Here is a 24,382-nt window from a genome sequence, read left to right on the forward strand (position 1 = left end):
TACCATTCTGGAAGGACGATCCCATGGGACCGAAAACAATCCTCGTCTGCCTGACAACACCCGACCATGCTGACACGCTGATGAAAGTCGCCGTGCCGCTGGCGCGCAGGCACAAGGCACACCTGATCGGTTTGCATACCGTGGAGGCACTACTGGTCTATCCCGGAATTGCCATGCACATCCCCGAACCCGCTTTTGCCGCGTTCAACAACAGCCAGAAGCAAGAGGCCGACGCCATCGAAGCCCTGTTCAACAAACACGTCCAGAACGAGGATTTTCCGAGCGAGTTCCGGCTTGTCCGCGCAGAAGCGGTTTCGGCGGGCGAGCGTATTGTCGAAAGTGCACGCGCAGCGGATTTGGTGATTATGGCCCATGAGGACAAGGAACACGACCGCTATGACCAGCGCCATGTGCAGGTACAGGTCATACGGGAAAGCGGCAGACCGGTCATCATCGTCCCGCTTGATTACGACGGACCTGCGATCGGCAATACAATGATCGTCGGATGGAGCGACACCCGCGAAGCCGCCCGCGCCGCTCACGACATGATTGGCCTAGCGGACGACGGTGCGGATATCACCGTGCTGCGCGTTGGGAAGGACATCAAGGATACAATGCGGGATTCAGAAGCGATCGACATCACCGAAACGCTGGCGCGTCACGGGCTTAAGCCGACACTGGAACACCGTGATCCGGCCGGAAACAGCATTTCGGATGTACTCAATCAGACAGCCTTTGAAAAAGGGGCGGACCTGATCGTCACAGGTGCATTTGGTCATTCCAAGGCCTATGACTTCGTCATCGGCGCGACGACTTATGCCTTGCTCAAGGAAGCAAAGATACCTGTGATGTTCAGCAAGTAGCGGGGCGTTTCGGCACCGCGATGTCCGCCCAGACCGGCAGATGGTCGGACGCACGTTTTGCCAGCCTGCCCTCTTCAACGCCACCATCCCGCATTTCAATACCATGGCTTATCGCAATGCGGTCCAATGCTGCGACAGGTCTGCGGGCGTGAAAGGATCTGCCGGGGGCGTGAACATTGAACCTGCCCGCCAGCGGCTCAAGGCCCCTGCGGTTCGACCATTCATTGAAGTCCCCGGCGATGACGGTATGGCCTTCTTCTTGTGTGGCATCGCGCAGTACATCCAGTTGTGCCCGGCGGTCACGCCGCATCAGCCCGAGATGCGTTGCCACAACCCGAACCCCCAAGCCGATATCAAGGGTCATCGCAACCGCCCCGCGCGGCTCAAGCCCCGGAAGGGGTATCCGCTGCACGTCGCCGCCCTTGAGAGAGGCCCGGAGCAGGATCGCATTGCCATGCCAGCCAAGGCTTTCTGAATTTTCATCAACCTCCAAAAGCGTCAGATCCGTCTCCGCTGCGATCATGTCACGTGGGATGGCCGGGGGCCGACGCCCCAACCGCTTGTCTGCTTCCTGCACAACGATGATGTCGGCATCCAGGCTGTTGATGACCTGCAGCGTGCGTTCGGGCATGCGCTTGTTGTCAAGGCCACGGGCCTTGCGAATATTGTAACTGGCAATGCGTAGGGTGGTGTCCTGCATAAGTCATATATAAGTACAGACAGACGAAATTGCATCCGGATAAACGGCGCAGGCGCATGAATATCGCCAGAAACACCAGTCCCATCATGTTGTCCATCTGGGCACTGCTGCTGTGTGCGGCGATTGTGGCGCTGGGTCTGGCGCGCTGGTCGCTGGCCTTCGTCAGTCTTGCCACGCTTGTGCTGTCCCTTGTCCCGCCGATCCTTGCGTCCCGATGGTCTTTGACCTTGCCGGTGCCCTTTCTTCTGGCCACGACATTGTTCTTTTTCGCGTCGATATTCCTGGGCGAGGCATTGGATTTCTATGAACGTCTTTGGTGGTGGGACCTCGCCTTGCACGGCTCCTCGGCGGTTGGGTTCGGGCTGACGGGTTTTCTGTTTGTCTTCATGCTGTTCAAGGGGGACCGATTTGCGGCACCCCCTTCGGCGCTGGCGTTTATCGCGTTCTGCGTTGCGATGACAATCGGTGCGATGTGGGAGATTTTCGAGTTCCTGATGGATCAGGGTTTCGGGATGAACATGCAGAAATCGGGGCTTGTCGATACGATGGGGGATCTGATGATCAATGCCTTCGGAAGCGCAATTGCCAGCCTGACCGGATATTACTACCTGCGACATGCATCGGGAGGGTTCCTCGGACGCGGGTTGGCGCAGTTTATCTCCCTAAACAAGCGGCTCTATCAGAAGTCCAAGGATCGCCTGAAGAAATAGTGTGATTTCAGGCCTTGATTGACCAATCTCAATCGCATTGCGGGTTTTGGGTGCAACCTGCTGCGCAGGAGCGCTAATGCGCGCTGCGGTGGTGATATGACCTCAAACCTCGGTGTCTATTCGGAAGTTGGAAAGCTGCGCACGGTGATCGTGTCGCGTCCGGGCCTCGCCCATGAGCGGCTGACCCCCAGCAATTGCAATGCGCTATTGTTCAATGACGTGCTCTGGGTCGATGAGGCCCGCCGGGATCACTTTGCCTTTTGCGACAAGATGCGCGACCGCGGCGTTGAAGTCCTGGACCAGCACGACCTGCTGGCCGACGTTCTGGATGACCCCGAAGCACGGCGATGGTTGCTGGATCGCAAGATTACCGAAGACCACATCGGCGTGGGCATGATGGATGAATTGCGTGGCTGGCTGGATGAAATGCCCTCCCCCGCCCTGACGCGCTTTCTGACGGGCGGCATCACGGTTCATGATCTGCCTTTTGCCCCGACAAGCATGTTTGGTCGGTATCTAGGGCACGACGGCTTTGTTCTGCCCCCCTTGCCAAACCTACTGTACACCCGCGATTCAAGCAGTTGGATCTATGGCGGTGTCACGCTGAACCCGATGCACTGGCCCGCCCGTCAGCAAGAAACGCTGATCGCTGCGGTCATCTACAAATTCCACCCCCGCTTTGGCGCGAATGCGCCGGTATGCTGGGGCAACCCCGATCAGGATTTTGGCCCTGCCACACTGGAAGGCGGGGACGTGATGCCGATCGGCAATCGCTGTGTCCTGATCGGCATGGGAGAGCGGACAGCGCCGCAGGCGGTCGGTCAATTGGCCATGTCGCTGTTTCAACAGAACATCGCCGACCGCGTCATCGCGTGCCAACTGCCCCGATCACACGCCGCAATACATCTTGATACGGTGTTTTCCTTCTGTGACACGAACCTTGTGACAACCTATACGGCTGTGGCGGACAGGATCCGCTGCTATACGCTTTACCCCGAAAACAATAACCGCCTTCGGGTCATCGAAGACCCCGGCAACATCTTCGACGTTGTCGAGGAGGCGCTCGGGCTGAAATCCCTCCGCATCATCGGCACCGGCGGAGACCATTTTGAGCAGGAGCGCGAACAATGGGACGACGGCAACAATGTCGTGGCCTTGGAACCCGGTGTCGTGCTGGCCTACGACCGCAATGTTCACACCAATACACTCCTACGCAAAGCGGGAATCGAGGTGATCACAATCCGTGGATCCGAATTGGGCCGGGGCCGGGGCGGCGGGCACTGCATGACGTGCCCGATCTCCCGTGATGCGGCTGAATGAAATTGCGTTCAATTCCCCATGACAGGGCGTTTCGCACACAGGAAGGCCACTCCGGCGATCCTGCTGCCAATCCCATCCGTCTTGCTGCAAAGGAACCCTGAATGAGAATTGTCGTTGCCTTGGGCGGAAACGCCCTGTCCGTGCGGGGTGAGCCTTTCACGGCATCCAATCAACGCGCCAGCATCCGTGTCGCCGCCACTGCCCTTGCGCAGCTTCTGGAGGCGGGGCACGAAGTGGTCATCACCCACGGAAACGGGCCGCAGGTGGGCTATCTGGCCCTGCAAGGCGGCAGTTTTCCACTGGACGTGCTTGGCGCCGAAACCGATGGAATGATCGGATATGTGCTGCAACAGGAACTTGATAACGCCTATCAGCATCAGATACGCTATGCGACGCTGCTGACACAGATAGAGGTTGATCCGGCTGATCCTGCTTTCGGAACTCCCACCAAGTTCATCGGACCCATTTACACCGAAGAAGACGCCAGCAAGCTGAGCGCTGAGCGCGGCTGGACCATGGGAATGGACGGTGAACACTTCCGGCGCACTGTACCCTCTCCCCGTCCTATGCGCATTCTGGAACTGGACGTCATCCGTCTGCTGCTGGATCAGGGTGTGGTCGTCATATGCGCGGGTGGCGGTGGCATTCCGGTGGTGGATCAGGGTGACGGGATGATGGTGGGCGTCGAAGCGGTGATCGATAAGGACCACGCCAGCGGACTTCTGGCCCGCGCCCTTCATGCGGATGCGTTCTTGATGCTGACGGATGTTGAAGGGGTGTTCACGGGCTGGGGCACACCGCAACAGGCCTTGATCGCAAATGCAACGCCGCAACAACTGCGCGAGATGGATTTCCCGGCCGGCTCCATGGGACCGAAAGTGGACGCTGCGTGCGAGTTTGCCGAGGCCACGGGCGGTTTTGCCGCCATCGGAAGGCTTGCGGACACCATGCAACTGGTAAGTGGGACAATTGGTACAAGGATCAGTCTGCCCGCAAGCGCATCCTGAAAGACGCCCCTGTCTTCCCAGCGTCGCGGTGCTTGGTGTGCTACATGACTTCGTGCTGAGCCAACCTGCGCAAGACGGCATCTCTTTCCTCGAGCAAGTCCAGAACCAGTGCAACACCTGCGACGTTGATGCCCAGATCGCGGTTCAGGCGGCGCGCCTTCTTGGCACGTGCGATGCTTTTCCCCCGAAAGTGCCAGTTCTTTGTGGTCGTGCCATCGGGTTCAAGCACCCCATGTTCAACAAGCTCGATCACCCATGCCTGATCCGCCTGACAGAAGCGGCAAAGGTCCTCAAGCGACAATGTATCGACCAGATCACTACGAGATGTGGCCTTTTTCATCTGACTATCCTCCTAAATGTGCGCGCGGATCGAACGGCAGGTCCTTGGCCATGCGTTCAAAGAAGGTGCGCGCCTCTTGCGTATCGGCATCGGGGTTGACGATCTTCAGTGTCGCGTAGATGTCTCCGGGCGGTGTGCCGGGCAGGCCCTTGCCTTTTAGCCGCAATTTCTGACCTGTGCGCGCGTTTGTTGGAATGCGCAAATCCACCTTGCCCGCAGGCGTCGGCATCACAACTTTCCCGCCCAGCGCGGCCTCCCACGGGGTGACGGGCAGATCCAGATGAAGATCCCTCCCATCTGGACGGTAAACGGGATGCGGCGCGAAATTGACTTCGAGGTACAGATCGCCCGCTGGACCGTCATTCAAACCCGGCGTGCCTTGACCAGCAAGTCGGATATGTTGCCCCGCCATGATGCCCTTGGGGACATGTACCGCGATCGAATGGTCCTTCATGCTGATATTGCCATTGGGGCCGACAATCGGTGACCTCAGCGTCAGGGTGCGTGTCGTCCCGCGATAGGAATCCTCGATTGCGACGTCGATCCGTCCGTGCTGGTCTGCTCCTTGCGTCGTGCGCATTCCCCCGCCAACGCCCGCGCCCCGGCGGAACAAGGTCTCGAAAAAATCGCTGAAGACCTCTTCATTGTGGGGATTCCCGCCGGAAAACTCGAAACTACCGTCCCATCCCGGAGGAGGGCGATACGTCCCCTGCTCTGGCGGCGGAGACTTGCCAAGTTGATCGTAGGCGGCGCGCCGCTCCGGATCATTGAGGACCTCGTAGGCTTCATTGACATCCTTGAACTTGGCCTCGGCATCCGGCCCGTCATTGATGTCCGGATGATACTTCCGCGCGTTCTTGCGAAACGCCTTTCTGATCTCATCCGCGCTGGCATCTGGTGAGACGCCTAGTGCCTTGTAGTAATCCTTGAATTCCATCTAACTGATTTCCGAAGGTCTGTATCCCCACAAGGCTGCCACGAATTTTCGGGCTGTCCTTTGATCTTTGTCAGTCCGTCATGAAGGATACGGGCCAACTTAGGGCGACCGGTTGTTGCGTTTTGCAGATCGGGTAAATGGATGGAGACTGAGATGCAGCGGCGCACGATACTTTACGTGATCAATTCTGAAACTGCTGATGCGGAGATCATTGCAGCGGCGCAAACCGCAACCGAATGTGAGTTCCACCTCAGTTGTCTACTTTTGAATCCGGCCCCAGCCCTGCCGATGTATGCCTATGGCGTCTCACCCTACGGCGGCATGAACATCCCCGACAACTGGAGCGATCTGGTGACCGACGCCCAGCAGCGGCAGAGGGAACGGGTTGATGTGATCGAAGGGCTGCTGGCAAAAAACGAGACGTCGGCAGACGTGGTTTCGGTGCTTTGCTCAACCGTTGAGGTGAAGCGACAGATTGCGCGGGCTGCACGTGTCTGCGACGAAGTTTTCCTCGATGCCAGTCTGCGCAACACCCCGCGTTTCTTGCAGGAAGCCGCTTACGGCACCCTGTTTGATACCCCTGTCGGCCTCCGGGTAAACGGATCGCTATCCACAAGGCCTGCGCGGGTGTTCGTCGGATGGGACAGCAGTCAGGCCGCAGCCGCCGCTGTGCATGCAGCACTCCCTTATCTCAGACAAGCAAGCGAGATCATGATCGGCTGCATCGACCCGGTGGCAATTGCCGAACGCGATGGTCAGGACCCGGGAACGGATCTGGCCGCATGGCTCAGTCGGCATGGCTGCAAGGTAACACTGTCCCAGATCCCAAGCGGGGGCAACACGACATCAGAGTGTCTGAAGGACCGTGCGGGGGAATTCGGGGCCGATCTGGTTGTGATGGGGGCTTACGGGCATGCGCGACTGCTCGAAGCGGTCTTGGGCGGAACGACCCGATCGATGATCGATCAAACAGACCTGCCTGTCCTGCTTGCGCATTAGCGCAGGGACGTGATGGGTGCCGCTTTTGTTGGCTTCTTCGCACAGATCACATCTTTCGATGTCAAAAAAGCACTCGAATGCCCGTTGGAGAAGCAATCTCCGCGCGCATCCGGCATGCGCTGCCGGTAAGTATCACAAACCGACGATCGTCGAGCAAACCCTGTAACGCGTCCGCGATGCGCGCACCTTCGGGGTGTTCGATGGTCATCGACGCAAGACTGCAGCCCATGTCGATCATTCGCGCTGCGGGATGTTGTCCAACGGGCCACTGGATCAAGGCGGGAAAAGCGCCGTCGAATGGCATCGACCCATCGTCACGTATCGTAATCAGCCAAGAAAGATCGCCGCGCGTGATGCGAGTAGGTTTGCCAAGATCCACGTCCGGCAAGCGCGCCGTCAACAGCGCAAGGCTCGTGTCGATATCGCGGGTCCCGACAACCCACGTGCCGAGACGGGCAGCCGCATCGAACGTGTCCAGACCAAACCATCGTGTGCGGCTTGGCGCATCGGCTTCCGGGTTCACGGCAATGGCTTCCAGAAATTCGCACTCATTCAGTGCCATAAGCCTGTTATGTGTCCCCATCGCCGGATGCGCTCCGCCAGGGGGCATGATGACGCCAAGGTTCTTTTCGATATGATCCACCCCCTCCGCAAGGGTACGACAGGCAACCGCGAGATGGTCGAAGGCAAGGCTGCTTTGGGGGATCATAATTGCTCCAGCGTGCGTAGTTTTGCAGGATCTCGTTTTTGAGGTGCTGAAAAATCTTAGCGCAAAAGTGGATCAGGGCCCACACAACACACCGACGGCAGCCGGACTTCCCCACGGGATTGTTTGCTGTTCACGTTTCAAGTGGTGCCGTAGACCGCCCACACCCAGATCATCGCCACATAGGTCAATTGATGCAGCGCCTGATCAAAGCCAAATGCGCGCCAATAGCCTGCGTCAGCGGGCGTATGACCGACCACGTCTGAATACCAGCCCTTTGCCCAGTCAATGTGATAATGAACCACCCATTCCGCAAGCAAGATATAGACCACGACCGGCAGGGTCGCCCCGACCAGAAACAAGGCTATGATCGAACCCACCGCATGCAACAAGGCATGCTGCGCGCGGCCGAAGTGCACATATTTACTGCGGCCTTCCAACATCCGCGGCGTCTGCAAATAGAAATCCGCAAACATGTGCTTGACCTGAAGCAGGATCAAAAGAAAAAGTGCATCGCGCAGCAATTCCGTCAAACGCATTCTCCACTGGCTTGAGTACGAATCTAGTGTGCCAAGGCGTCTACAGCAACATTCCTGTTAAATTGCCCAAATTTCTTGGTTTTACACCGTGTTCCTTGCTACGCTTGCTGGAATCCCGTGTGGGCATTTTGATGCACGCATATACTACCCGAATTGGATCCCAGCCATAGAACGCTCGATTTTTGCATTCATCTGGAAATACTCCAAACGGGATCAGCTGGTCTTGTTGCTTGTAACAATCACACTCTTTCCCTTGCTGTATCTCACGCTTGAGTTGCCGAAACGCATCATCAACGATGCCATCGGCGCCAGTGCACCCTTCGTCAACGTTCTTGGCGTCGAGATGTCGCAGATCGCCTTTCTTGGTCTGCTGTGCGCACTCTTCCTTGCGTCCGTCTTCGTGCACGGGATCATGAAGATGCGCATCAATACCATGAAGGGTGTGCTTGCCGAACGTCTGCTGCGACGGCTGCGATATACGCTGATCGCGCGCATCCTGCGCTTTCCCGCCCCCTATTTCGAACGCACAAGCCAGGGCGAACTGGTGTCGATGGTCACGTCCGAATCCGAACCCATGGGCGGGTTGATGGGGGACGCGCTGGCGCAACCGGTTCTGCAGGCAGGCCAGATGCTGACCATTTTGGGGTTTCTGTTTATCCAAAGCATCACCTTTGGCCTTGCTGCCTGTGCGCTGATCCCGCTTCAGGCCTGGCTGATCCCACGCCTGCAAAAACGCATCAACCAGCTGAACAAGCAACGGGTCCAGCAGGTGCGTGCGCTTGCCGCGGAGATTGGCGAAGGATCCGTGGGTGCCGCGACCTTGCGCACCAATGGCGGTGTCCGGTACCGCCTTGCCATGATAGCGGATCGGCTGGGGCACCTATACTTCATCCGTTTCGACATCTTCCAGAAGAAGTTCTTCATGAAGTTCATCAACAACTTCATCACACAACTTACCCCCTTTTTCTTCTATTCCATCGGCGGATATCTGGCCATCACGGGCCAGATCACCGTCGGCGCGCTCGTGGCGGCACTGGCGGCTTACAAAGACCTCAGCAGCCCATGGAAAGAACTGTTGGCCTACTACAACCAGACCCAGGATATGTCCTTGCGCTGGGAGACCATCATGGAGCGGTTTGCACCCAAGGGCATGGTGGATGCCGCGCTTTTTGATGGGGAGCCGGAAGAAACGCCGCGTCTGAACGGGGATATCGAATTGGTCGGCGTGACGGTCAGGGATGAAGATGGCAATGCGGTGCTGGAAGATCTCAACACAACGCTTCCTGCCGGGGCCAGCATTGGCATTACTGCGCCAAATGACGAAGACCGGCGCGCTTTTGCGGAACTCCTGATCCGCGAAGTGATCCCGGCCAGCGGCAAGGTCATGCTCAGCGGTCATGACCTGAGCGGCCTGCACCAATCCGTCATCGCGGCCCGCATCGGCCATGCGACATCCAGACCGGTGATGTTCATGGGCAGTTTCGGGGACAACGTGCTGATGCCGCTCAAACCCGGCCCGGACGATACCGGCCCTGACCCGAAGACCCTTCGGGAAGCGCAGGGGTCCGGCAACAGCCTCGACCCGGTGCAGGCAAACTGGCTTGACCCGCAACGTGCAGGCCTGAACACCGCGCAAGACCTGCGGGAATGGTGGTTGGAACTGGTGCAGGGGATGGGCCGCGGTAACGCGCTGTTCCGGCGCGGACTTGATCAAAGATTTGACCCCGATGCCTACCCTGATCTCGCGGCCCAGCTTGTCGCTTTGCGCCCGACAATTGCCAAATCCATCAAAGCAGCCAAGCTGACGGAATATGTCTATTTCTTTGATGACGACAGCTATAACCCCGCCCTGCCGGTTGGCGACAACCTGATGTTTGCAACACCGCGCGCGCCGCTGAACATTGAACGTCTGGCCGAGCATCGGGATTTCATGACGCTGCTGATCGAGCTGCACCTTGACGAAGACCTGCTGCAACTTGCAGTCGATATGATCGACCTGCTGCGGCAGATTTTCGGCCTCGATGGTACGGATCATCCGCTGTTTCAGAACCTCGGGCTGGATGCGGAGAGCTATGAAACCGCCGTGGACCTTGTCGGGAAACGGCGTCGGGACGATACGCTCAAACCCGCAGAGCGTGCGCATTTGATCGCCGTGCCTTTCGTCATTTCCGCGGAACGGATTGGCACTGCTTTTCCGGAAGACATGAAAACGCGGGTGCTGGCGATGCGGCGCGAACATGCGCAGGCGCTGCAGGCCCGGATGGATGATCTCTTTACCCCGCTGCAAGCCGATCAATGTGTGCCTGGGCTGACAGTTCTGGAGAACGCATTGTTCGGCAAGATATCCGAAACGGCAGGCGCCAAAGGTGACGACCTGCGCCGCAGGATTGCCAGCGCGTTGATGGACGCGGGCATCGATCGGCTGGTGCCCGGGCTCATCTTTGACATGCCGATCACACTTGGCGGTTCCAACCTGCCCGCTCTTTATGCCGAACTTCTGGCCGTCAGCCGGGCGGCGATCAAGCGGCCCGACATCCTGATCCTTGATGCGGTTCTGGCCAGCTATGACGCCGGTACACGGCAGGCGCTTTACGAAAAGCTGCGCGGCCTCCTGCCTGAAACCACGCTTGTCTACCTCAACCCCGTGCATGAAGACGAAGACGCCTTCGATACCCATTTCGAATTGCAGCAGGGCCGCATCGTGGGGGACACGGCGGAAAGCAGAGCCGGCGAAGACAGCGCTGCGGCTGCGGATCTGGCCCGCAAGGTTGCGGCGCTCGAACAGACGGATCTGTTTTCCGGACTTGATCGCAAGCAGCTGCGGCTGCTCGCTTTTGGCGCGCGCTGGTATACGGCCAAGGCAGATGATTACGTCTTTCACAAGGACGACGATCCAACCGACGGTGCCTATGTCCTGATCGATGGGCAAGCTGATCTTTTGCTGCCTCAGGAAGAAAGCGAAGATACCGTGATCAGCACCATTGGTCCCGGTGTGCTGGTCGGGGAACTGGGACTGATCCGCAATGTGCCGCGCGCGCTGGACATGAAAGCCGCAACTGACCTGACCTGCCTCCGTATCGGCGCGGAGGAATTCCTTGCCGTTGTCGAAAATGACGCGCCAACAGCGTTCAAATTGCTTCAAGTCGTGGCGGGCTACGTTTCCAACTAGCGTCATCGGGCTTGGACTATGCCAGCTGTAGCGATAGGTCTTGAGAATGAGCGATCCCGTCGACAGCACTGCGTTTTATGCCTCCGTCCCTTTGCAGGACGATTTCGGGGTCTTGTCCGATACGCAGAAATACACGCCCTTACCAGACGACTGGTGGGTCGGCACGTCTGATATCGTCGGCTCCACGCAGGCGGTGGCCGATGGACGATACAAGACAGTCAACATGGTCGGGGCGGCGGTTATTTCTGCACAGATCAACGCGCATGGGGGTGCTGCCTTTCCCTACATATTCGGCGGGGATGGTGCGGGGTTTGCCGTCCCGCCCGCATGGCAGGATCGCGCCGCAAAGGCGCTGGCGGCAGTGCGGGTTTGGGCAGCAGAGGAGTTCGACATGGGACTGCGCGTCGGCATGACCCGTGTCAGTGACATCCGACAGGCGGGTCTGGATGTGACCGTCGCCCGCTTTCAGGCCGCCCTGGGTGTCGACTATGCGATGTTTACGGGCGGCGGCCTCAGCTGGGCGGAAACCCAGATGAAGAAAGGCGCGCAATCCGTGCCGCAAGCCCCTGCCGGAACCCAACCCGATCTGACCGGACTGTCCTGCCGATGGAACCACATGCCCAGCCGTCATGGTACGATCCTGTCTGTCGTCATCCTTCCCTCTGACGATGCACCGGGACCCGCGTTTTCCGCGCTGGCCCGTGATGTGGTCGAAGTGGCGCGCGGGCTGGAACGGGCAGGCCACCCTGCTGCGCCAGGCGGACCGGGCGTGAAATGGCCACCCGCCGGTGCAACACTTGAGGCGCACGCGCAGCGGCGCGGGGGGTCGCTGGGGGCCGCACGGCGCAAAGCACTGTTTGAAAGCTTCGTGGCATGGCTGCTGATCAAGACGGGACTGAAGATCGGCGGCTTTGACGCCCGCGATTATCAGCGCATCGTGGGCGGTAATGCAGACTTCCGCAAATTCGAGGACGGCCTCAAAATGACGTTGGATTGCGACTCCGCCACACAAGAGCAATTGCGCAACCTGCTGGAGAAAGCAGCCCAAGACGGCATCATCAGATATGGGCTGCATACCCAGTCAGAGGCGATGATGACCTGCATCGTGCCCTCAATCATGACCGATGATCACGTGCATTTTGTCGATGGCGCCGCGGGCGGGTACACGGCTGCGGCGCAGGCAATTAAAGGCGCGCAATGACGCAAGGGGGTTTTACCCATGGAAATCGGGTTGATTGGATGTGGCAACATGGGCGGCGGTATGGCGCGGCAATTGATTGCCGCAGGGTATCCGCTGGTTTGCTTTGATCCCGCAGGCGAAGCCTTGGACAGGATGCGTGCAATAGGCGCTCAGGTGGCACTGACATCTGCGGCGCTGGCACAGAAAGCCGATGTCATTTTACTGTCGTTGCCCAACGCCGCTGTTGTGAAACAGGTCATGGAACCCATACGTTCCGACATCCGGAGCGGCACGATCGTCCTTGACACGTCAACCTCGGAGCCGACCACCTCTCAGACGATGGCCGCCATGGGTCAGGACAACGGGTTTGTCTTCGTCGATGGCCCGGTAAGCGGGGGTCCCGCAGCGGCCGAAGCGGGCACGATGACGATGCTTTTGGGCGGCGACATCCGCGCCATTGAAGCACTTCGTCCGGTCCTCGATGTGCTGACCGCCAAGACTGTTGTCGTAGGCGGCAGTGGTGCGGGCCATGCCGCCAAGATCGCCAACAACATGCTTTGCGCAGCCAATCTGGTGCTGGTGGCCGAGGCCGTCAGGCTGGGGCAAGCCGCAGGTGTGCGCGCAGAGGATCTGCTCGAAGGTATCAACGCCGGATCAGGGCGCAGCGCGGTAAGCGAGGTCAACTTTCCCAAATGGATACTGAACGACAGGTTCGATTCCGGGTTTACAATGGGTCTGATGCGCAAGGACGTTGGGCTGGCCCTTGATTTGGCCGAAGGGCTTGGTGTTGATCTGGCAGGGTTCGCGGGACTTGCTGATATCTGGCTGAACCGCTCTGACAAGATCGCCGACACCGCCGACTTCAACGCGATCACCAAATACAGACCGACGGAGGCAAGAGGTGACTGACCACAAGGCGAAGGTGTTGGAGGCGATGGCCGCCCTGGGTTTGGGTTCGCGTCCGCAAAGCATGATCAACGGTGATCTGGTGGATGGCTGCGGGGAGGACGTGACGCTGGTCGATCCTTTCACCGAAGAAACCCTGATGACTTACGCAGACGCGGACGCCCCCCTTGCACAACAAGCCTGTGATGCTGCGCGAGGCGCGCAATCTGGATGGGCCAAAGGGATCAGCGCCGCCCAGCGCGGACAGATCATGCAGGATATCTCGCGCGCGGTGCTGGCCCATGCCGAACCCTTGGCGGTGATCGAAGCGATTGTCGCGGGCAAGCCGATCCGGGATTGCCGCATCGAGGTTGCCAAGGTGGCGGAGATGTTTGCCTATTATGCAGGCTGGACCGACAAACTGCACGGGGAGGTGATCCCGGTCCCGTCAGGTCACCTCAATTACACCCTGCGCGAACCCTTGGGCGTCGTTTTTCAGATCACGCCCTGGAACGCGCCCATATTCACGGGGGGCTGGCAAATCGCACCTGCCATTGCCACGGGCAATGGCGTTGTCATCAAACCCAGCGAACTGACCCCGCTTACCACGGTGGCCCTTGTCAAGATCGCGCAGGACGCCGGGCTGCCGCCGGGTCTGGTCAACGTATTGTGCGGTCTCGGACCGACTGCGGGACAGGCCGCTATCGAACACCCCGCGGTCCGCAAGGTCGTTTTCGTTGGCTCCCCGGAGACGGGCAGGCGCGTGGCGATGGCTGCCGCGGCTGCCCTGAAACCGGCGGTTCTGGAATTGGGTGGCAAATCCGCCAACATTGTCTTTGAAGATGCAAACCTTGAACAGGCCTGCCTTGGCGCGCAGGCGGCGATCTTTTCGTCGGCGGGCCAAAGCTGCGTGGCGGGATCGCGATTGCTTGTGCAAAAGGCAGTCTATGCAACGCTGATTGCGATGCTGTCCGAGGGCATGAACCAGATCACACTCGGGGACCCGCTTGACGAGGGCACTGAAATCGGTCCGATCGGTAACGCGCGCCAGTTTACCCATGTGCAGGGCATGATCCGGCAGGCGCAACAGGAAGGTGCCACAATCACCTCTCGCACCCACCTGCCAACGCAGGGGTTTTTCGTACCACCCACCGTCCTGACGGATCTGACAAACGCTGCCCCTGCCGCCCAGTCAGAGATTTTCGGCCCCGTCGTCGCGGCCATCCCTTTTGAGGACGAAGCAGACGCAATTGCGCTGGCCAATGAAACGCAGTTCGGTTTGGCCGGCGCCGTCTGGACCACAGACGCAGGCCGCGCGCATCGCATGGCTGAAGGCGTGCGTGCAGGCACTTTCTGGATCAACAGCTACAAGGCAATCCATGTCTCCTCCCCCTTCGGCGGTTCGCTCAATTCCGGCTTTGGGCGCTCAAGCGGCACCGATGCCCTGATGGAATACACTGCCGCCAAAAGCGTCTGGCTGGACAGCGCACCGACGCCGCGCATCGCCTTCGGTTATGTTTCCTAGGGTGCCGATAACGGCCGAACGATGGGCTTACGTGCCATGAACGCCGCGTTCGGGATCGACCACCCGCTTTTGGCAACCCATGACATTGAGGGGCTGCGCGCACAGCTGATCTCGCTCGGCTTCAACATGACGGCGATCGGCAAACATCCGTGGGGCACCAGCACCAGCCTTGCCATGTTCAAAGGCTGTCTGATTGAGATCATGGGCGTTTATGATCGGTCCTTGGTGGATGAAATCCCCGCAGGTGATTTTCGCTTTGGCAGGCACGTGTTCGCGCATCTTCAACTGCGCGAAGGCGTGGCCCTTTCCGCCTTGCACAGCACCGACGCGATTGCGGACGCAGAAACAGCGCAGGCCGCAGGTTTCACGCTTGCAGGCCATCTTGAATTTGGCCGTGACGTGACTTTGCCCGATGGCACCGCCGGGCGCACGAAGACCACGCTTGCCCTTTTGCCAGATGCGGTCTTTCCACGATTATCGCTTTTTCTGTGCCAGCAACACCGACCCGATCTGATCTACGTGCCGGAATGGCTGGCCCATCCCAACACCGTCAGCGGGATATGCGGCGTGAATGTCGTGGCAGAAGCTACTGATCAGGACGCGCTGAAACCGAAGTTCAGCGCACTTTACGAAGGGGCTGTGGACATAGAGGGCGGCTTTGCCTGCGACACAGCCAACGGCGTGATGCGTTTCATGACCGCAATGGCATTTGAGCAGGAAATCGGCCCCCTTTCCGCCGCCACGCAGGACGCGCCATCGCCCTTTATTGCGGGCATGGACCTGTTGGTGGATGATCCGGCGATCTTTTCGGAATACCTGAAGATATCCGGGATGGGATTTGTTGATGGGGCCGATAGGTTCACGCTTACCCAGCCTGCCTTGACAGCTAACACGGTCTTGCGGTTTCTGTCCCGGTAGCATGTCTCCTGCCCAAGCGCTTCTTTCTGCCCTGCAGCACTGTCAAATCCAGCAGTGCGCGATACCTTGTGCCCACAAGGAGGCGTGCAATGGTGCTTGAGTTCGAAGCGGTACAAAAGTCCTTTCATGACAGCGACGGGCTGGTGCCCATCCTGCGCGATGTCAGCTTTGGGCTGGAGGCGGGGCAAACCCTGGCCCTGACAGGGGAATCCGGCAGCGGGAAAAGCACGCTTTTGCACATCGCAAGCGGCCTTGAAGCCCCGGATGCGGGTCACGTGCGGGTGTGTGGACAGGACCTGACAACGCTGGACGACCGCGCTTGTGCAGCACTCCGCCGAAGCGATATCGCGCTGGTCTTTCAGCAGTTCAACCTGATCCCGTCGCTGACCGTGGAGGCCAACATCGCGTTTCAAGCCGCGCTGTCGGGGCCGCCGGACAAGGCCCATATCGCACAATTGACGGCGGCATTGGGACTTGCAGGACAAACCCGCAAATATCCCGAAGCACTGTCAGGCGGCCAACAGCAGCGCGTCGCCATCGCCCGCGCCCTTGCCGCGCGCCCCAAACTGATGCTGGCGGATGAGCCCACGGGCAACCTGGATGAAGGAACGGCGGATGACGTGATGGCACAGATGTTGAAACTGGTCGCCCAGACCGGTGCCGCCCTGATGATCGTCACCCATTCGCCTGCCATTGCTGGCCGCATGGACCGGCAGTTGCACCTGTCGGGCGGGACGCTGGCATGATCCGTACCTGCCTTCGCGCGTTGCTGTCCCACTGGTTACGCAATCCGGTGCAATTGTTCGCCTATCTTGCGGGCCTCGCCCTTGCCACAGCGCTGTGGTCGGGCGTGCAGGCCATCAATGCCGAAGCGCGCGCAAGCTATGACGCCGCTGCCGCCACACTGGGCGAAGGGCAATTCGATCAATTGATCCCCCGGCAGGGGGACGTGATCCCGCAATCCACCTACATCGCGCTGCGGCGCGCGGGGTGGCTGGTGTCGCCGGTCATTGATGATCAACTGGGCGATGTGCGCCTTGTCGGTATCGATCCGCTGACCTCACCGACCCGGTTCGGGGCGCTGACGGGAGGCCAGGGAGCAGACCTGCAGTTCGGCCAAGGGCAGACGGTCTTCGCCAATGCCGAAACCGCCCACCGCCTGCAAGGCCGCGCCGCGGTCACGGTCGATGCGGCCGTCGCACCCGGTATTGCCATAGGTGATATCAGCGTTGTGCAGGATCTGCTGCAAAGGAATGACCTGACACGGCTGATCCTGCTGCCGGAACAGCCCCTGATCCAGGCTGATCTTCAAACCATCGCCCCCGACCTGCGCCAACAACCGTCCCAGCAGATCGCAGATGTGGCGCAATTGACCGACAGCTTTCACCTGAACCTGACCGCATTCGGGTTGCTCAGCTTTGCGGTCGGTCTCTTTATCGTTCACAGCACGATCGGCTTGGCATTCGAACAACGTCGCGGGATGATCCGCACGCTGCGGTCGCTCGGAGTGCCACTGCGGACGCTGATTACGCTGATCACTGTCGAAATGCTGACCCTGGCAGCCATTGGCGCGGGGATGGGGATCGTGCTGGGGTACTTGATTGCTGCCCTGTTGCTGCCAGACGTCGCCGCCACCCTGCGCGGGCTCTATGGCGCGCAGATATCCGGTACGCTGGAACTGCGCGCGTCCTGGTGGGTGTCGGGATTGTTGCTGGCCGTGCTGGGGACCGCTGCCGCCTTGTCCGGTCGGATTTGGCAGATTGCGCACATGCCGCTTTTGGCCAGTGTCCGACCGCGCGCATGGGCGATGGGGGCAGCATCCCGGTTCATGCTGCAATCGGTTGCGGCGGTCGCCTTGCTGGGCACCGCCGGTGTCTTGCTGGTTCTGGGCGACGGGTTACTGGTTGGGTTTGCGGTTCTGGGCTGTCTGCTGATCGGGGCAGCCCTTGCGTTGCCGATCGTTGCTTCGGCGGCATTGACCCTTTTTCAGGGCCGCACCCATACCCCGGTCTGGGGCTGGTTCTGGGCAGATACCCGCCAGCAGCTTCCGGGATTGAGCCTTGCCCTGATGGCACTGCTGCTTGCGGTTTCGGCAAACATCGGCGTTTCCACCATGGTGTCCAGCTTTCGGCTGACCTTCGTGGGCTTTCTTGATCAACGACTGGCACCGGAATTGTTCATCCGGGTCGAAACGGAGGCACAAAGCATCGCGCTTGAAGCGTTCCTGACCGACGCGGGTCTGGAGATCCTGCCGCTGAAATCCACCAGCGCCCAAATCGCCGGGCAGCCGACACGGTTGTTCGGGGTCAGGGTCGGGCCGACCTATCGCGACAGTTGGGTGTTTCTGGATCAATCCCCCGCCCCTTGGGACAGGGTTGCGGCGGGCGCGGCTGTCGTGGTGAATGAACAACTTGCGCGTCGCGCAGGACTTTGGGTTGGTGATGACGTCGGGGTGACCGCTGATCTGATCCTGCCCATTGCCGCCGTGGTCGGGGATTATGGCAACCCGCAAGGTCAGGTGATCGTGTCAGAGGATGTATTCGGCAGGCTGCATCCCGACCTTTATGCGGGACAATATGGCGTGCGGACAGACGATCCGGGCGTGTTGCAGCAGCAAATCATCGACACATTGAACATCCCCGACAGTGCAATCATCGATCAAGCCTCCATCAAGGCCATATCACTTGAGGTCTTCGAACGCACCTTTGCCGTGACGGCAGCGTTGAACGTGCTGACGCTTGGCGTTGCGGGCTTTGCCATATTGATGAGCCTGCTGACACTTGCAGACATGCGCCTGCCGCAGCTGGCCCCAGTCTGGGCGCTGGGTCTGACCCGCCGCAGGTTGGGCCAGCTGGAGCTTTTGCGCGCTGTCGTGCTGGCGCTGCTGGTCTTTTTGTGCGCCCTGCCCCTTGGCCTTGCACTTGCCTGGATCCTGCTGACAATCGTCAACGTCGAAGCCTTCGGTTGGCAACTGCCGATGCACCTTTTTCCCCGCGACTACCTGCAATTGGGCGCATACGCCATTGTCGCGGCGTTTCTTGCGGCCACTTGGCCTGCCCTGAAACTGATGCGCACCCCGCCTTCCGCTTTGTTAAAGGTCTTTGCAAATGAACGTTAGATGGATTGCAGCATTGGTTCTGGCGTGCTGGCCCGCTGGCCTTTGGGCGCAGGGATTCTCCGGCCTTGGCAGTGCAGCGGACGAAGGCTTTGCCACACCGCTGCCGAACCCGGTTTTCACCTTTCCCGCTGATCATGGGCCCCACCCGGATTACCGCATCGAATGGTGGTATCTGACCGCGAACCTCACCGGCCCTGATGGCACAGCCTATGGGTTGCAATGGACGCTCTTTCGCTCCGCTCTCGCACCCGGGGAGGCACCGGGCTGGACTTCTCCGCAGGTTTGGTTCGCCCATGCCGCCATCACGACGCCGGACCAGCATCTTGCCAGTGAGCGTTTTGCCAGAGGCGGCATCGGACAAGCAGGCGTAACCACCGATCCCTTCCGCGCGTGGATTGACGAATGGGTATTGGAAGGCCCTGATTTCGACACCCTGCGGCTGACGGCGAACAGCCCGGAATTTGCCTATGACATGTCCCTTTCCGCCGAAGGGCCGCTGGTGTTTCACGGCGATGGGGGTTTTTCGGTGAAGTCTGCCGAAGGGCAGGCAAGCTACTACTACTCCCAGCCGTTCTTTGAGGTGAGTGGCAACCTGATCCTGCCTGATGGACCGATCGCGGTAACCGGGCAGGCATGGCTGGACCGCGAATGGTCGTCACAACCCCTGTCGGACACGCAGTCGGGCTGGGACTGGTTTTCTATTTCCTTTGATGACGGCGCCAAATTGATGGGGTTTCAGCTGCGCCAGACGGACGGGTCGGACTACAGTTCTTCCACATGGATCGCACCGGATGGCGCGACCACGTCATACCCCGATGAAGCCTTCGTAGCCGAGCCGCTTGCCACAACATCCGTCGCCGGGCGCGATGTGCCGATCCGCTGGCGCGTCACCCTTCCCGCGCGCGGCGTCGATGTGACGGTATCCGCACTGAACCCGCAGGCATGGATGGACCTGTCGATCCCCTATTGGGAAGGGCCGGTAACCGTTTCGGGCAGCCACACCGGGAAGGGATATCTGGAGATGACAGGATATGAGTGACCCGAACGATCTGGCGGCCTTTCTGGCCGATGCATGGCAGCATGTTACCCGTGGTGTCGCTGACAGCCGCTCTCCCGCCCGTTACCCGACTTTTGCAACGGTGTCGCCGCAGGGCAAGCCGGAAGCCCGAACGGTTGCCCTGCGTGCGGCAAGCCCGTCAAAGGGCACGCTGGACGTGCATACGGATATCGAAACCCCGAAGGTGACCGCTCTGCGCCACGCCCCACAGGCCGCGCTTCATTTCTGGGTGCCGCGGGCGGATCTGCAGATCAGGTTCAGCGCCGATGTTGCGATCCTTTCTGGCGCAGAGGTCGAAGACCAATGGGCAAAGGTGCCACCGGGCTCGCGCGTGTCATATGGGACACAGCCGGTGCCCGGCACGCCAATCCCTCAAGTCCATGCCTATCAAAAACCTGCGGATCGGAGCCGCTTTGCGGTTCTGCGCTGCACCCTGACTGAAATCGACCTCGTGCAACTGGGATCAAAGCACCGCCGCGCGGCGTTCACGCGGGAAGACGGCTGGCATGGCGTCTGGCTGGCGCCCTAGGAGACTTGCTTTTGCGTGGCCTTTGCAAGTTGCTTTTCGAAATGGTGGCAGGCCACGGCGCGCAGATCTGAAATGGACTGCGTCTCCGGCTGAACCTTCTGGCATCGATCATCCGCAAGCGGGCAGCGGGGGTGATAAAAGCATCCATCAGGCGGTGAAAGTGGCGATGGCACTTCGCCCTCAATCGTTTCGAAAAGCACCAGTTCATCGGCGTCCAGCACCAGTTTCGGCACACTGCCAAAAAGCGCGGCGGTATAGGGGTGCGCGGGCTGGCGAAAAACCTGCGCTACCGGCCCCAATTCGACGATACGCCCCAGATACATGACCGCGACCCGGTCGCTTACGTGCTGCACCACCGACAAATCATGGCTGATGAAAACGCTCGTCAGTTCCAGATCACGGGTGAGTTCAAGAAAAAGATTGATGATCTGCGCCTGGATCGACACATCGAGCGACGCCACCGGTTCATCGCAGATCAGGACATCCGGCTGCATGGCAAGCGCGCGCGCAATGGCGATCCGCTGGCGTTGCCCGCCTGAAAACTGATGCGGGTACCGGTCAAACCATGTTGGATCCAGTCCCACCCGCGCAAACCATTCCGCCACATATTCGCGCGCCTTTGCGCGGATTGTCAGCCCGTGGGCGATGGGTCCTTCGGCCACCGTCTCTCCCACCTTCATGCGGGGATCAAGGCTGGCGAAAGGGTCCTGAAAAACGGTTTGTACGCGCGTGGTCAATTTCCTGCCACGCGCCATCACCGGTGCACCTTCAATGGTGATCTGACCCGTTGTCGGCGGCAGGATACCTGCAATCAGCCGACCCAGCGTGGACTTGCCACAACCGGATTCACCCACCAGGCCCAATGTCTCCCCCTTGCGGACAGACAGGCTCACGTCAGAGACCGCCCTGACCGATCGTGTCTCTACCTGCCCCCCCAGCTTGGCGGCGATCTTTTCGCCCGTGGTCAGATTGGGGCCAAACAGCTTGCTGACATTATCGATATTCAGGAACGCGCTCATGCCATTGCTTTCTCGGGTCCCGCAACCGGATGAAAGCAGCGGTAGCCGCGATTTCCCGCAACGGTCATTTCGGGGGAGTGACTGCACGCCGGTGTCGCCCTGTCGCAGCGTGGGGCAAAAGCGCATCCCGGCGGCAGGGAAAGCAACGATGGCGTTGTGCCCGGGATCTGTGCAAGCGGTGCACCCGGGCGTGCCGTTGCTGGCAGCGACGCGATCAGACCTGCCGTGTACGGATGGCGCGGATCACGCAGCAATGTGGCGGTGGGCCCCTGTTCGACGATCTTTCCTGCGTACATGACTGCGAGTTTCGTGGCGAGGCTCGACACCACCGCTAGGTCATGGCTGATCCAGATCATCGCCGTGCCGGTTTCCGCGGCCAGATCACGCATCTGATACAGGATCTGCGCCTGGATCGACACATCAAGTGCTGTCGTCGGCTCATCCGCGACAATCACTGCAGGACGGTGCAGCAGCGCAATGGCAATCGCCACCCGTTGTCGCATCCCACCCGAGAATTCGTGCGGATAGGCCCGCAGCCGTGCGGCAGCCGATGGAATGCCCACCTGTTCCAGCAACTGCGTCGCGCGGTCCATCGCGGCCCGCGTGGTGCGCCGTTCATGAGCGTCAATCGCCAGCTTCATCTGCTGCCCGATGGTCAGCATCGGATTAAGCGTCGCGATCGGGTCCTGAAAGATCATCGAGATTTCCCGCCCGCGCCGGTCCCGCAGTTCAGCATCGGACAGGGTGGTCAATTCGGTTCCGTTGAGGGTCACGGAGCCCGAAACAATCCGCCCCGGCGCATCCACCAATCCCAAAAGTGAAAACCCCGTCACGGTCTTGCCCGACCCACTTTCGCCGACAAGGCCCATGATCTCACCTTTGGCAAGATCGAAGGATACGCCATCCACCGCCTTGATCACGCCCGCGCGCGTGAAGAACTGGGTTGTCAGATCTTTGACGTTCAGCACAACGTTCGTCATTTGCGCAGCCTCGGATTGAACTGGTCGCGAACCTGATCCCCCACGATATTGATCGCCACGATCAGGATGATCAGCGCCACGCCCGGATAGACGGAAATCCAGTACCGACCGCTCATCATGTAGGGGAACCCGTTGGAAATCAGCATGCCAAGCGATGGTTCGGTGACCGGCAGGCCCAACCCCAGAAAGCTGAGCGTCGCTTCGAGCGAGATGGAATTCGCAATCTGCACAGTGGCAACGACGATAAGCGGCGGCGTGCAGTTTGGCAGCAAATGGCGCATGACCACCAAGCGCCCGCTCAGCGGCGTGGCAAGGGCCGCTTCGATATAGTCCTTGCCGCGTTCCGCCTTGGCCGCACCGTATGCGGTGCGCGCGAAATAGGCGTATTGCGCGGCCACCAGCGCCCCGATCAACTGCGCCTTGCCCTGACCCAGCAGCGCCACGATCACCAGCGCCAGCAGGATCGCCGGGAAAGACAATTGCAAATCCACCAGCCGCATGATCAGGGCCTCGATCCGCCCGCCCACATAGGCCGCAAGGATACCGAGCGCCGTCCCGATCGTGAGGGACACGAACCCTGCCGCCAAACCGATCTGAATGGAAATCCGCAAGCCGTAGAAAATGGCGGACAGCAGGTCCCGCCCCTGCGGATCAGTGCCCAGAAGATGCGTGTAGCCGCCTGATCCCACAAATCCCGGCGGCCTGCGTGAATCCATCAGTGACAGGTTTGCCAGATCATAGGGGTTCTGCGGTGACACAAGGGCGGCAAAGACCGCGAGCAGGATCATCACCACCACGACCAACAGCGCCACGACAGCCACACGGTTTTCCCGAAACTCCGCCCAGAAGCGGCGAAAGGGGGTACCGGTATCGTTCATGCGGATGCCCCGTGCCGCACCCGCGGGTCAATCAGTGCAAAGACCAGATCAATCACGAAATTGATCGTCACAAAAAGGAAGGCCACCAGGATCAGATAAGCCACCATCACCGGACGGTCGAGCACGGCAATGCTGTCGATGATCAGCTTGCCGACACCGGGCCACGAAAAGATCGTTTCCGTCACCACGGCAAATGCGAGGGTGGAGCCGAGTTCCAGCCCGAAGACCGTGATGATGGGGATGGAGATCAGTTTCAGCAGATGCCGCCGAAGGATTGTCCCTTCGGACAAGCCCGCCGCGCGGGCGAATTTGATGGTGTCGGTCAACATGATTTCCCGTGTGCCCGCGCGCGCCAGCCGGATCATCATTGCCAGCTTAAAGAGCGCCAGATTGATCGCGGGCAAAACGATATGAGACAGCCCGTCAAGCGTCGGAAACGACCATGGCACGCCCAAGATCTCCACCGTCTCGCCCCGCCCGCCGGCGGGGAGCCAGCCAAGGTTGACCGCGAAGGCAAGGATCAGGATCAGACCCACCCAGAAGGAAGGGACGGAGAACCCCAGCACCGATACCGCCATGATTGTCTTGGATACCCAGCTGTCGGGCTTGTACCCGGCATAGATGCCGAGGCTTACGCCCAGAACCGTGGCGGAAATAACGGAGATCAGGACCAGCTCAAGCGTGGCCGGCAACCGCCCGCCAATCAGTTCCAGCACCGGCATGTTATAGACGAATGACCGGCCCAGATCGCCCTGCACGAGGTTGGAGATGAAGATCCAGTATTGCTCATACAGCGGCCGGTCGAGACCAAGACGCCGGATCGCCTCCGCACGGATATCTTGCGTGGCATCCGGCGGAATGACGATATCGATCGGGTTGCCGATCGCATAGACCCCGAAGAACACGATGACCGACATGACGGCCATCACGACGACAGCCTGCATGAAACGCTGGATGATAAAACCGAGCATCAAGCCTCCCTCGGGGCAAAGCAAAGGCCGGG

General features: G+C 59.9%; 23 protein-coding genes. 14 read left to right on the top strand and 9 right to left on the bottom strand.

All coding sequences use genetic code 11. The features are described 5' to 3' along the window. Positions 1-23: 23 nt before the first annotated feature. Positions 24-863, top strand: a complete 840-nt coding sequence (locus AB4X18_RS04575; protein WP_370402498.1) for a universal stress protein — start codon at positions 24-26, stop codon at positions 861-863. Here AB4X18_RS04575 and AB4X18_RS04580 read toward each other — a convergent pair. After that, entirely contained in the window at positions 853-1,563 is a 711-nt protein-coding gene (locus tag AB4X18_RS04580; protein ID WP_370402499.1) for an endonuclease/exonuclease/phosphatase family protein, read from the bottom strand. The genes AB4X18_RS04575 and AB4X18_RS04580 overlap by 11 nt on opposite strands. Before the next feature lie 56 nt (positions 1,564-1,619). On the opposite strand from AB4X18_RS04580, the gene AB4X18_RS04585 reads away from it, so the two are divergent. From AB4X18_RS04585 to AB4X18_RS04595, 3 genes are all read left to right on the top strand, one after another. Continuing rightward, positions 1,620-2,273, top strand: coding sequence for a hypothetical protein (locus AB4X18_RS04585; protein ID WP_370402500.1), 654 nt, complete (start codon positions 1,620-1,622; stop codon positions 2,271-2,273). Positions 2,274-2,369: 96 nt separating this feature from the next. After that, a complete protein-coding gene (locus tag AB4X18_RS04590) occupies positions 2,370-3,593 on the top strand; it encodes an arginine deiminase (protein ID WP_370402501.1) in 1,224 nt (407 codons plus the stop codon). A gap of 101 nt (positions 3,594-3,694) precedes the next feature. Beyond that, entirely contained in the window at positions 3,695-4,600 is a 906-nt protein-coding gene (locus tag AB4X18_RS04595; RefSeq protein WP_432817129.1) for a carbamate kinase, read from the top strand. A gap of 40 nt (positions 4,601-4,640) precedes the next feature. On the opposite strand, the gene AB4X18_RS04600 is transcribed toward AB4X18_RS04595, so the two are convergent. Together AB4X18_RS04600 and AB4X18_RS04605 are read right to left on the bottom strand one after the other, a co-directional pair. Continuing rightward, positions 4,641-4,940, bottom strand: a complete 300-nt coding sequence (locus AB4X18_RS04600) for a chaperone modulator CbpM (RefSeq protein WP_370402502.1) — start codon at positions 4,938-4,940, stop codon at positions 4,641-4,643. Between the two features lie 4 nt (positions 4,941-4,944). Then, the gene (locus tag AB4X18_RS04605) at positions 4,945-5,877 is read right to left on the bottom strand and encodes a DnaJ C-terminal domain-containing protein (RefSeq protein WP_370402503.1); all 933 of its coding nucleotides are present in this window, start codon (positions 5,875-5,877) and stop codon (positions 4,945-4,947) included. Positions 5,878-6,030: 153 nt separating this feature from the next. Between AB4X18_RS04605 and AB4X18_RS04610 the strand changes: the two genes are divergently transcribed. Continuing rightward, complete coding sequence (locus AB4X18_RS04610; RefSeq protein ID WP_370402504.1) at positions 6,031-6,876, top strand: universal stress protein; 846 nt, start codon at positions 6,031-6,033, stop codon at positions 6,874-6,876. Positions 6,877-6,937: 61 nt separating this feature from the next. Here the strand turns inward: AB4X18_RS04610 and AB4X18_RS04615 are convergent, their stop codons facing one another. Both AB4X18_RS04615 and AB4X18_RS04620 read right to left on the bottom strand, forming a co-directional pair. Continuing rightward, positions 6,938-7,585 (bottom strand): VOC family protein, encoded by a 648-nt coding sequence (locus tag AB4X18_RS04615; RefSeq protein ID WP_370402505.1) that lies wholly within the window; start codon positions 7,583-7,585, stop codon positions 6,938-6,940. 137 nt (positions 7,586-7,722) lie between these two features. Further along, the gene (locus tag AB4X18_RS04620; protein WP_370402506.1) at positions 7,723-8,121 is read right to left on the bottom strand and encodes a DUF3307 domain-containing protein; all 399 of its coding nucleotides are present in this window, start codon (positions 8,119-8,121) and stop codon (positions 7,723-7,725) included. A 217-nt stretch (positions 8,122-8,338) separates the two neighbouring features. Here AB4X18_RS04620 and AB4X18_RS04625 point away from each other — a divergent pair, with 217 nt between their 5' ends. The 9 genes from AB4X18_RS04625 to AB4X18_RS04665 all read left to right on the top strand — a co-directional run bounded on the left by AB4X18_RS04625 (position 8,339) and on the right by AB4X18_RS04665 (position 20,502). Then, positions 8,339-11,290, top strand: a complete 2,952-nt coding sequence (locus AB4X18_RS04625; RefSeq protein ID WP_432817407.1) for an ABC transporter transmembrane domain-containing protein — start codon at positions 8,339-8,341, stop codon at positions 11,288-11,290. A gap of 46 nt (positions 11,291-11,336) precedes the next feature. Continuing rightward, on the top strand, positions 11,337-12,491 hold the full coding sequence (locus AB4X18_RS04630; RefSeq protein WP_432817130.1) for a DUF3095 domain-containing protein: 1,155 nt from the start codon (positions 11,337-11,339) through the stop codon (positions 12,489-12,491). Between the two features lie 18 nt (positions 12,492-12,509). Further along, positions 12,510-13,379, top strand: coding sequence for an NAD(P)-dependent oxidoreductase (locus AB4X18_RS04635; RefSeq protein WP_370402509.1), 870 nt, complete (start codon positions 12,510-12,512; stop codon positions 13,377-13,379). Then, a complete protein-coding gene (locus AB4X18_RS04640) occupies positions 13,372-14,880 on the top strand; it encodes an aldehyde dehydrogenase family protein (RefSeq protein WP_432817131.1) in 1,509 nt (502 codons plus the stop codon). The genes AB4X18_RS04635 and AB4X18_RS04640 overlap by 8 nt, the downstream gene beginning before the upstream one ends. Positions 14,881-14,916: 36 nt before the next feature. Continuing rightward, on the top strand, positions 14,917-15,798 hold the full coding sequence (locus AB4X18_RS04645; RefSeq protein ID WP_432817132.1) for a VOC family protein: 882 nt from the start codon (positions 14,917-14,919) through the stop codon (positions 15,796-15,798). 89 nt (positions 15,799-15,887) lie between these two features. Beyond that, positions 15,888-16,544: an ABC transporter ATP-binding protein gene (locus AB4X18_RS04650; RefSeq protein ID WP_370402513.1), complete on the top strand. Its 657-nt coding sequence runs from the start codon at positions 15,888-15,890 to the stop codon at positions 16,542-16,544. Beyond that, a complete protein-coding gene (locus tag AB4X18_RS04655; RefSeq protein WP_370402514.1) occupies positions 16,541-18,916 on the top strand; it encodes an ABC transporter permease in 2,376 nt (791 codons plus the stop codon). The genes AB4X18_RS04650 and AB4X18_RS04655 overlap by 4 nt, the downstream gene beginning before the upstream one ends. Further along, on the top strand, positions 18,906-19,955 hold the full coding sequence (locus AB4X18_RS04660; protein ID WP_370402515.1) for a lipocalin-like domain-containing protein: 1,050 nt from the start codon (positions 18,906-18,908) through the stop codon (positions 19,953-19,955). The genes AB4X18_RS04655 and AB4X18_RS04660 overlap by 11 nt, the downstream gene beginning before the upstream one ends. Then, on the top strand, positions 19,948-20,502 hold the full coding sequence (locus tag AB4X18_RS04665; RefSeq protein ID WP_370402516.1) for a pyridoxamine 5'-phosphate oxidase family protein: 555 nt from the start codon (positions 19,948-19,950) through the stop codon (positions 20,500-20,502). The genes AB4X18_RS04660 and AB4X18_RS04665 overlap by 8 nt, the downstream gene beginning before the upstream one ends. Here the strand turns inward: AB4X18_RS04665 and AB4X18_RS04670 are convergent. The 4 genes from AB4X18_RS04670 to AB4X18_RS04685 are packed head-to-tail and all read right to left on the bottom strand — an operon-like array spanning position 20,499 to position 24,350. Next, positions 20,499-21,521, bottom strand: a complete 1,023-nt coding sequence (locus tag AB4X18_RS04670) for an ABC transporter ATP-binding protein (RefSeq protein ID WP_370402517.1) — start codon at positions 21,519-21,521, stop codon at positions 20,499-20,501. The two genes, AB4X18_RS04665 and AB4X18_RS04670, sit on opposite strands and share 4 nt — an antisense overlap. Continuing rightward, a complete protein-coding gene (locus AB4X18_RS04675) occupies positions 21,518-22,501 on the bottom strand; it encodes an ABC transporter ATP-binding protein (RefSeq protein ID WP_370402518.1) in 984 nt (327 codons plus the stop codon). Before AB4X18_RS04675 ends, AB4X18_RS04670 begins: the two co-directional genes overlap by 4 nt. Continuing rightward, complete coding sequence (locus AB4X18_RS04680; protein WP_370402519.1) at positions 22,498-23,379, bottom strand: ABC transporter permease; 882 nt, start codon at positions 23,377-23,379, stop codon at positions 22,498-22,500. Before AB4X18_RS04680 ends, AB4X18_RS04675 begins: the two co-directional genes overlap by 4 nt. Beyond that, on the bottom strand, positions 23,376-24,350 hold the full coding sequence (locus AB4X18_RS04685) for an ABC transporter permease (protein ID WP_432817133.1): 975 nt from the start codon (positions 24,348-24,350) through the stop codon (positions 23,376-23,378). The genes AB4X18_RS04680 and AB4X18_RS04685 overlap by 4 nt, the downstream gene beginning before the upstream one ends. Between the last annotated feature and the right edge of the window lie 32 nt (positions 24,351-24,382).

The sequence above is a fragment of the Sulfitobacter rhodophyticola genome (assembly GCF_041281685.2).
Taxonomy (GTDB): Bacteria; Pseudomonadota; Alphaproteobacteria; order Rhodobacterales; family Rhodobacteraceae; genus Sulfitobacter.

Excerpts from the sequence above, each read along its gene's own strand:
- AB4X18_RS04575 (WP_370402498.1), top strand. The coding sequence starts at position 24 with ATGGGACCGAAAACAATCCTCGTCTGCCTGACAACACCCGACCATGCT.
- AB4X18_RS04580 (WP_370402499.1), bottom strand. The coding sequence starts at position 1,563 with ATGCAGGACACCACCCTACGCATTGCCAGTTACAATATTCGCAAGGCC.
- AB4X18_RS04585 (WP_370402500.1), top strand. The coding sequence starts at position 1,620 with ATGAATATCGCCAGAAACACCAGTCCCATCATGTTGTCCATCTGGGCA.
- AB4X18_RS04590 (WP_370402501.1), top strand. The coding sequence starts at position 2,370 with ATGACCTCAAACCTCGGTGTCTATTCGGAAGTTGGAAAGCTGCGCACG.
- AB4X18_RS04595 (WP_432817129.1), top strand. The coding sequence starts at position 3,695 with ATGAGAATTGTCGTTGCCTTGGGCGGAAACGCCCTGTCCGTGCGGGGT.
- AB4X18_RS04600 (WP_370402502.1), bottom strand. The coding sequence starts at position 4,940 with ATGAAAAAGGCCACATCTCGTAGTGATCTGGTCGATACATTGTCGCTT.
- AB4X18_RS04605 (WP_370402503.1), bottom strand. The coding sequence starts at position 5,877 with ATGGAATTCAAGGATTACTACAAGGCACTAGGCGTCTCACCAGATGCC.
- AB4X18_RS04610 (WP_370402504.1), top strand. The coding sequence starts at position 6,031 with ATGCAGCGGCGCACGATACTTTACGTGATCAATTCTGAAACTGCTGAT.
- AB4X18_RS04615 (WP_370402505.1), bottom strand. The coding sequence starts at position 7,585 with ATGATCCCCCAAAGCAGCCTTGCCTTCGACCATCTCGCGGTTGCCTGT.
- AB4X18_RS04620 (WP_370402506.1), bottom strand. The coding sequence starts at position 8,121 with ATGCGTTTGACGGAATTGCTGCGCGATGCACTTTTTCTTTTGATCCTG.
- AB4X18_RS04630 (WP_432817130.1), top strand. The coding sequence starts at position 11,337 with ATGAGCGATCCCGTCGACAGCACTGCGTTTTATGCCTCCGTCCCTTTG.
- AB4X18_RS04635 (WP_370402509.1), top strand. The coding sequence starts at position 12,510 with ATGGAAATCGGGTTGATTGGATGTGGCAACATGGGCGGCGGTATGGCG.
- AB4X18_RS04645 (WP_432817132.1), top strand. The coding sequence starts at position 14,917 with ATGAACGCCGCGTTCGGGATCGACCACCCGCTTTTGGCAACCCATGAC.
- AB4X18_RS04650 (WP_370402513.1), top strand. The coding sequence starts at position 15,888 with ATGGTGCTTGAGTTCGAAGCGGTACAAAAGTCCTTTCATGACAGCGAC.
- AB4X18_RS04655 (WP_370402514.1), top strand. The coding sequence starts at position 16,541 with ATGATCCGTACCTGCCTTCGCGCGTTGCTGTCCCACTGGTTACGCAAT.
- AB4X18_RS04660 (WP_370402515.1), top strand. The coding sequence starts at position 18,906 with ATGAACGTTAGATGGATTGCAGCATTGGTTCTGGCGTGCTGGCCCGCT.
- AB4X18_RS04665 (WP_370402516.1), top strand. The coding sequence starts at position 19,948 with ATGAGTGACCCGAACGATCTGGCGGCCTTTCTGGCCGATGCATGGCAG.
- AB4X18_RS04670 (WP_370402517.1), bottom strand. The coding sequence starts at position 21,521 with ATGAGCGCGTTCCTGAATATCGATAATGTCAGCAAGCTGTTTGGCCCC.
- AB4X18_RS04675 (WP_370402518.1), bottom strand. The coding sequence starts at position 22,501 with ATGACGAACGTTGTGCTGAACGTCAAAGATCTGACAACCCAGTTCTTC.
- AB4X18_RS04680 (WP_370402519.1), bottom strand. The coding sequence starts at position 23,379 with ATGAACGATACCGGTACCCCCTTTCGCCGCTTCTGGGCGGAGTTTCGG.
- AB4X18_RS04685 (WP_432817133.1), bottom strand. The coding sequence starts at position 24,350 with ATGCTCGGTTTTATCATCCAGCGTTTCATGCAGGCTGTCGTCGTGATG.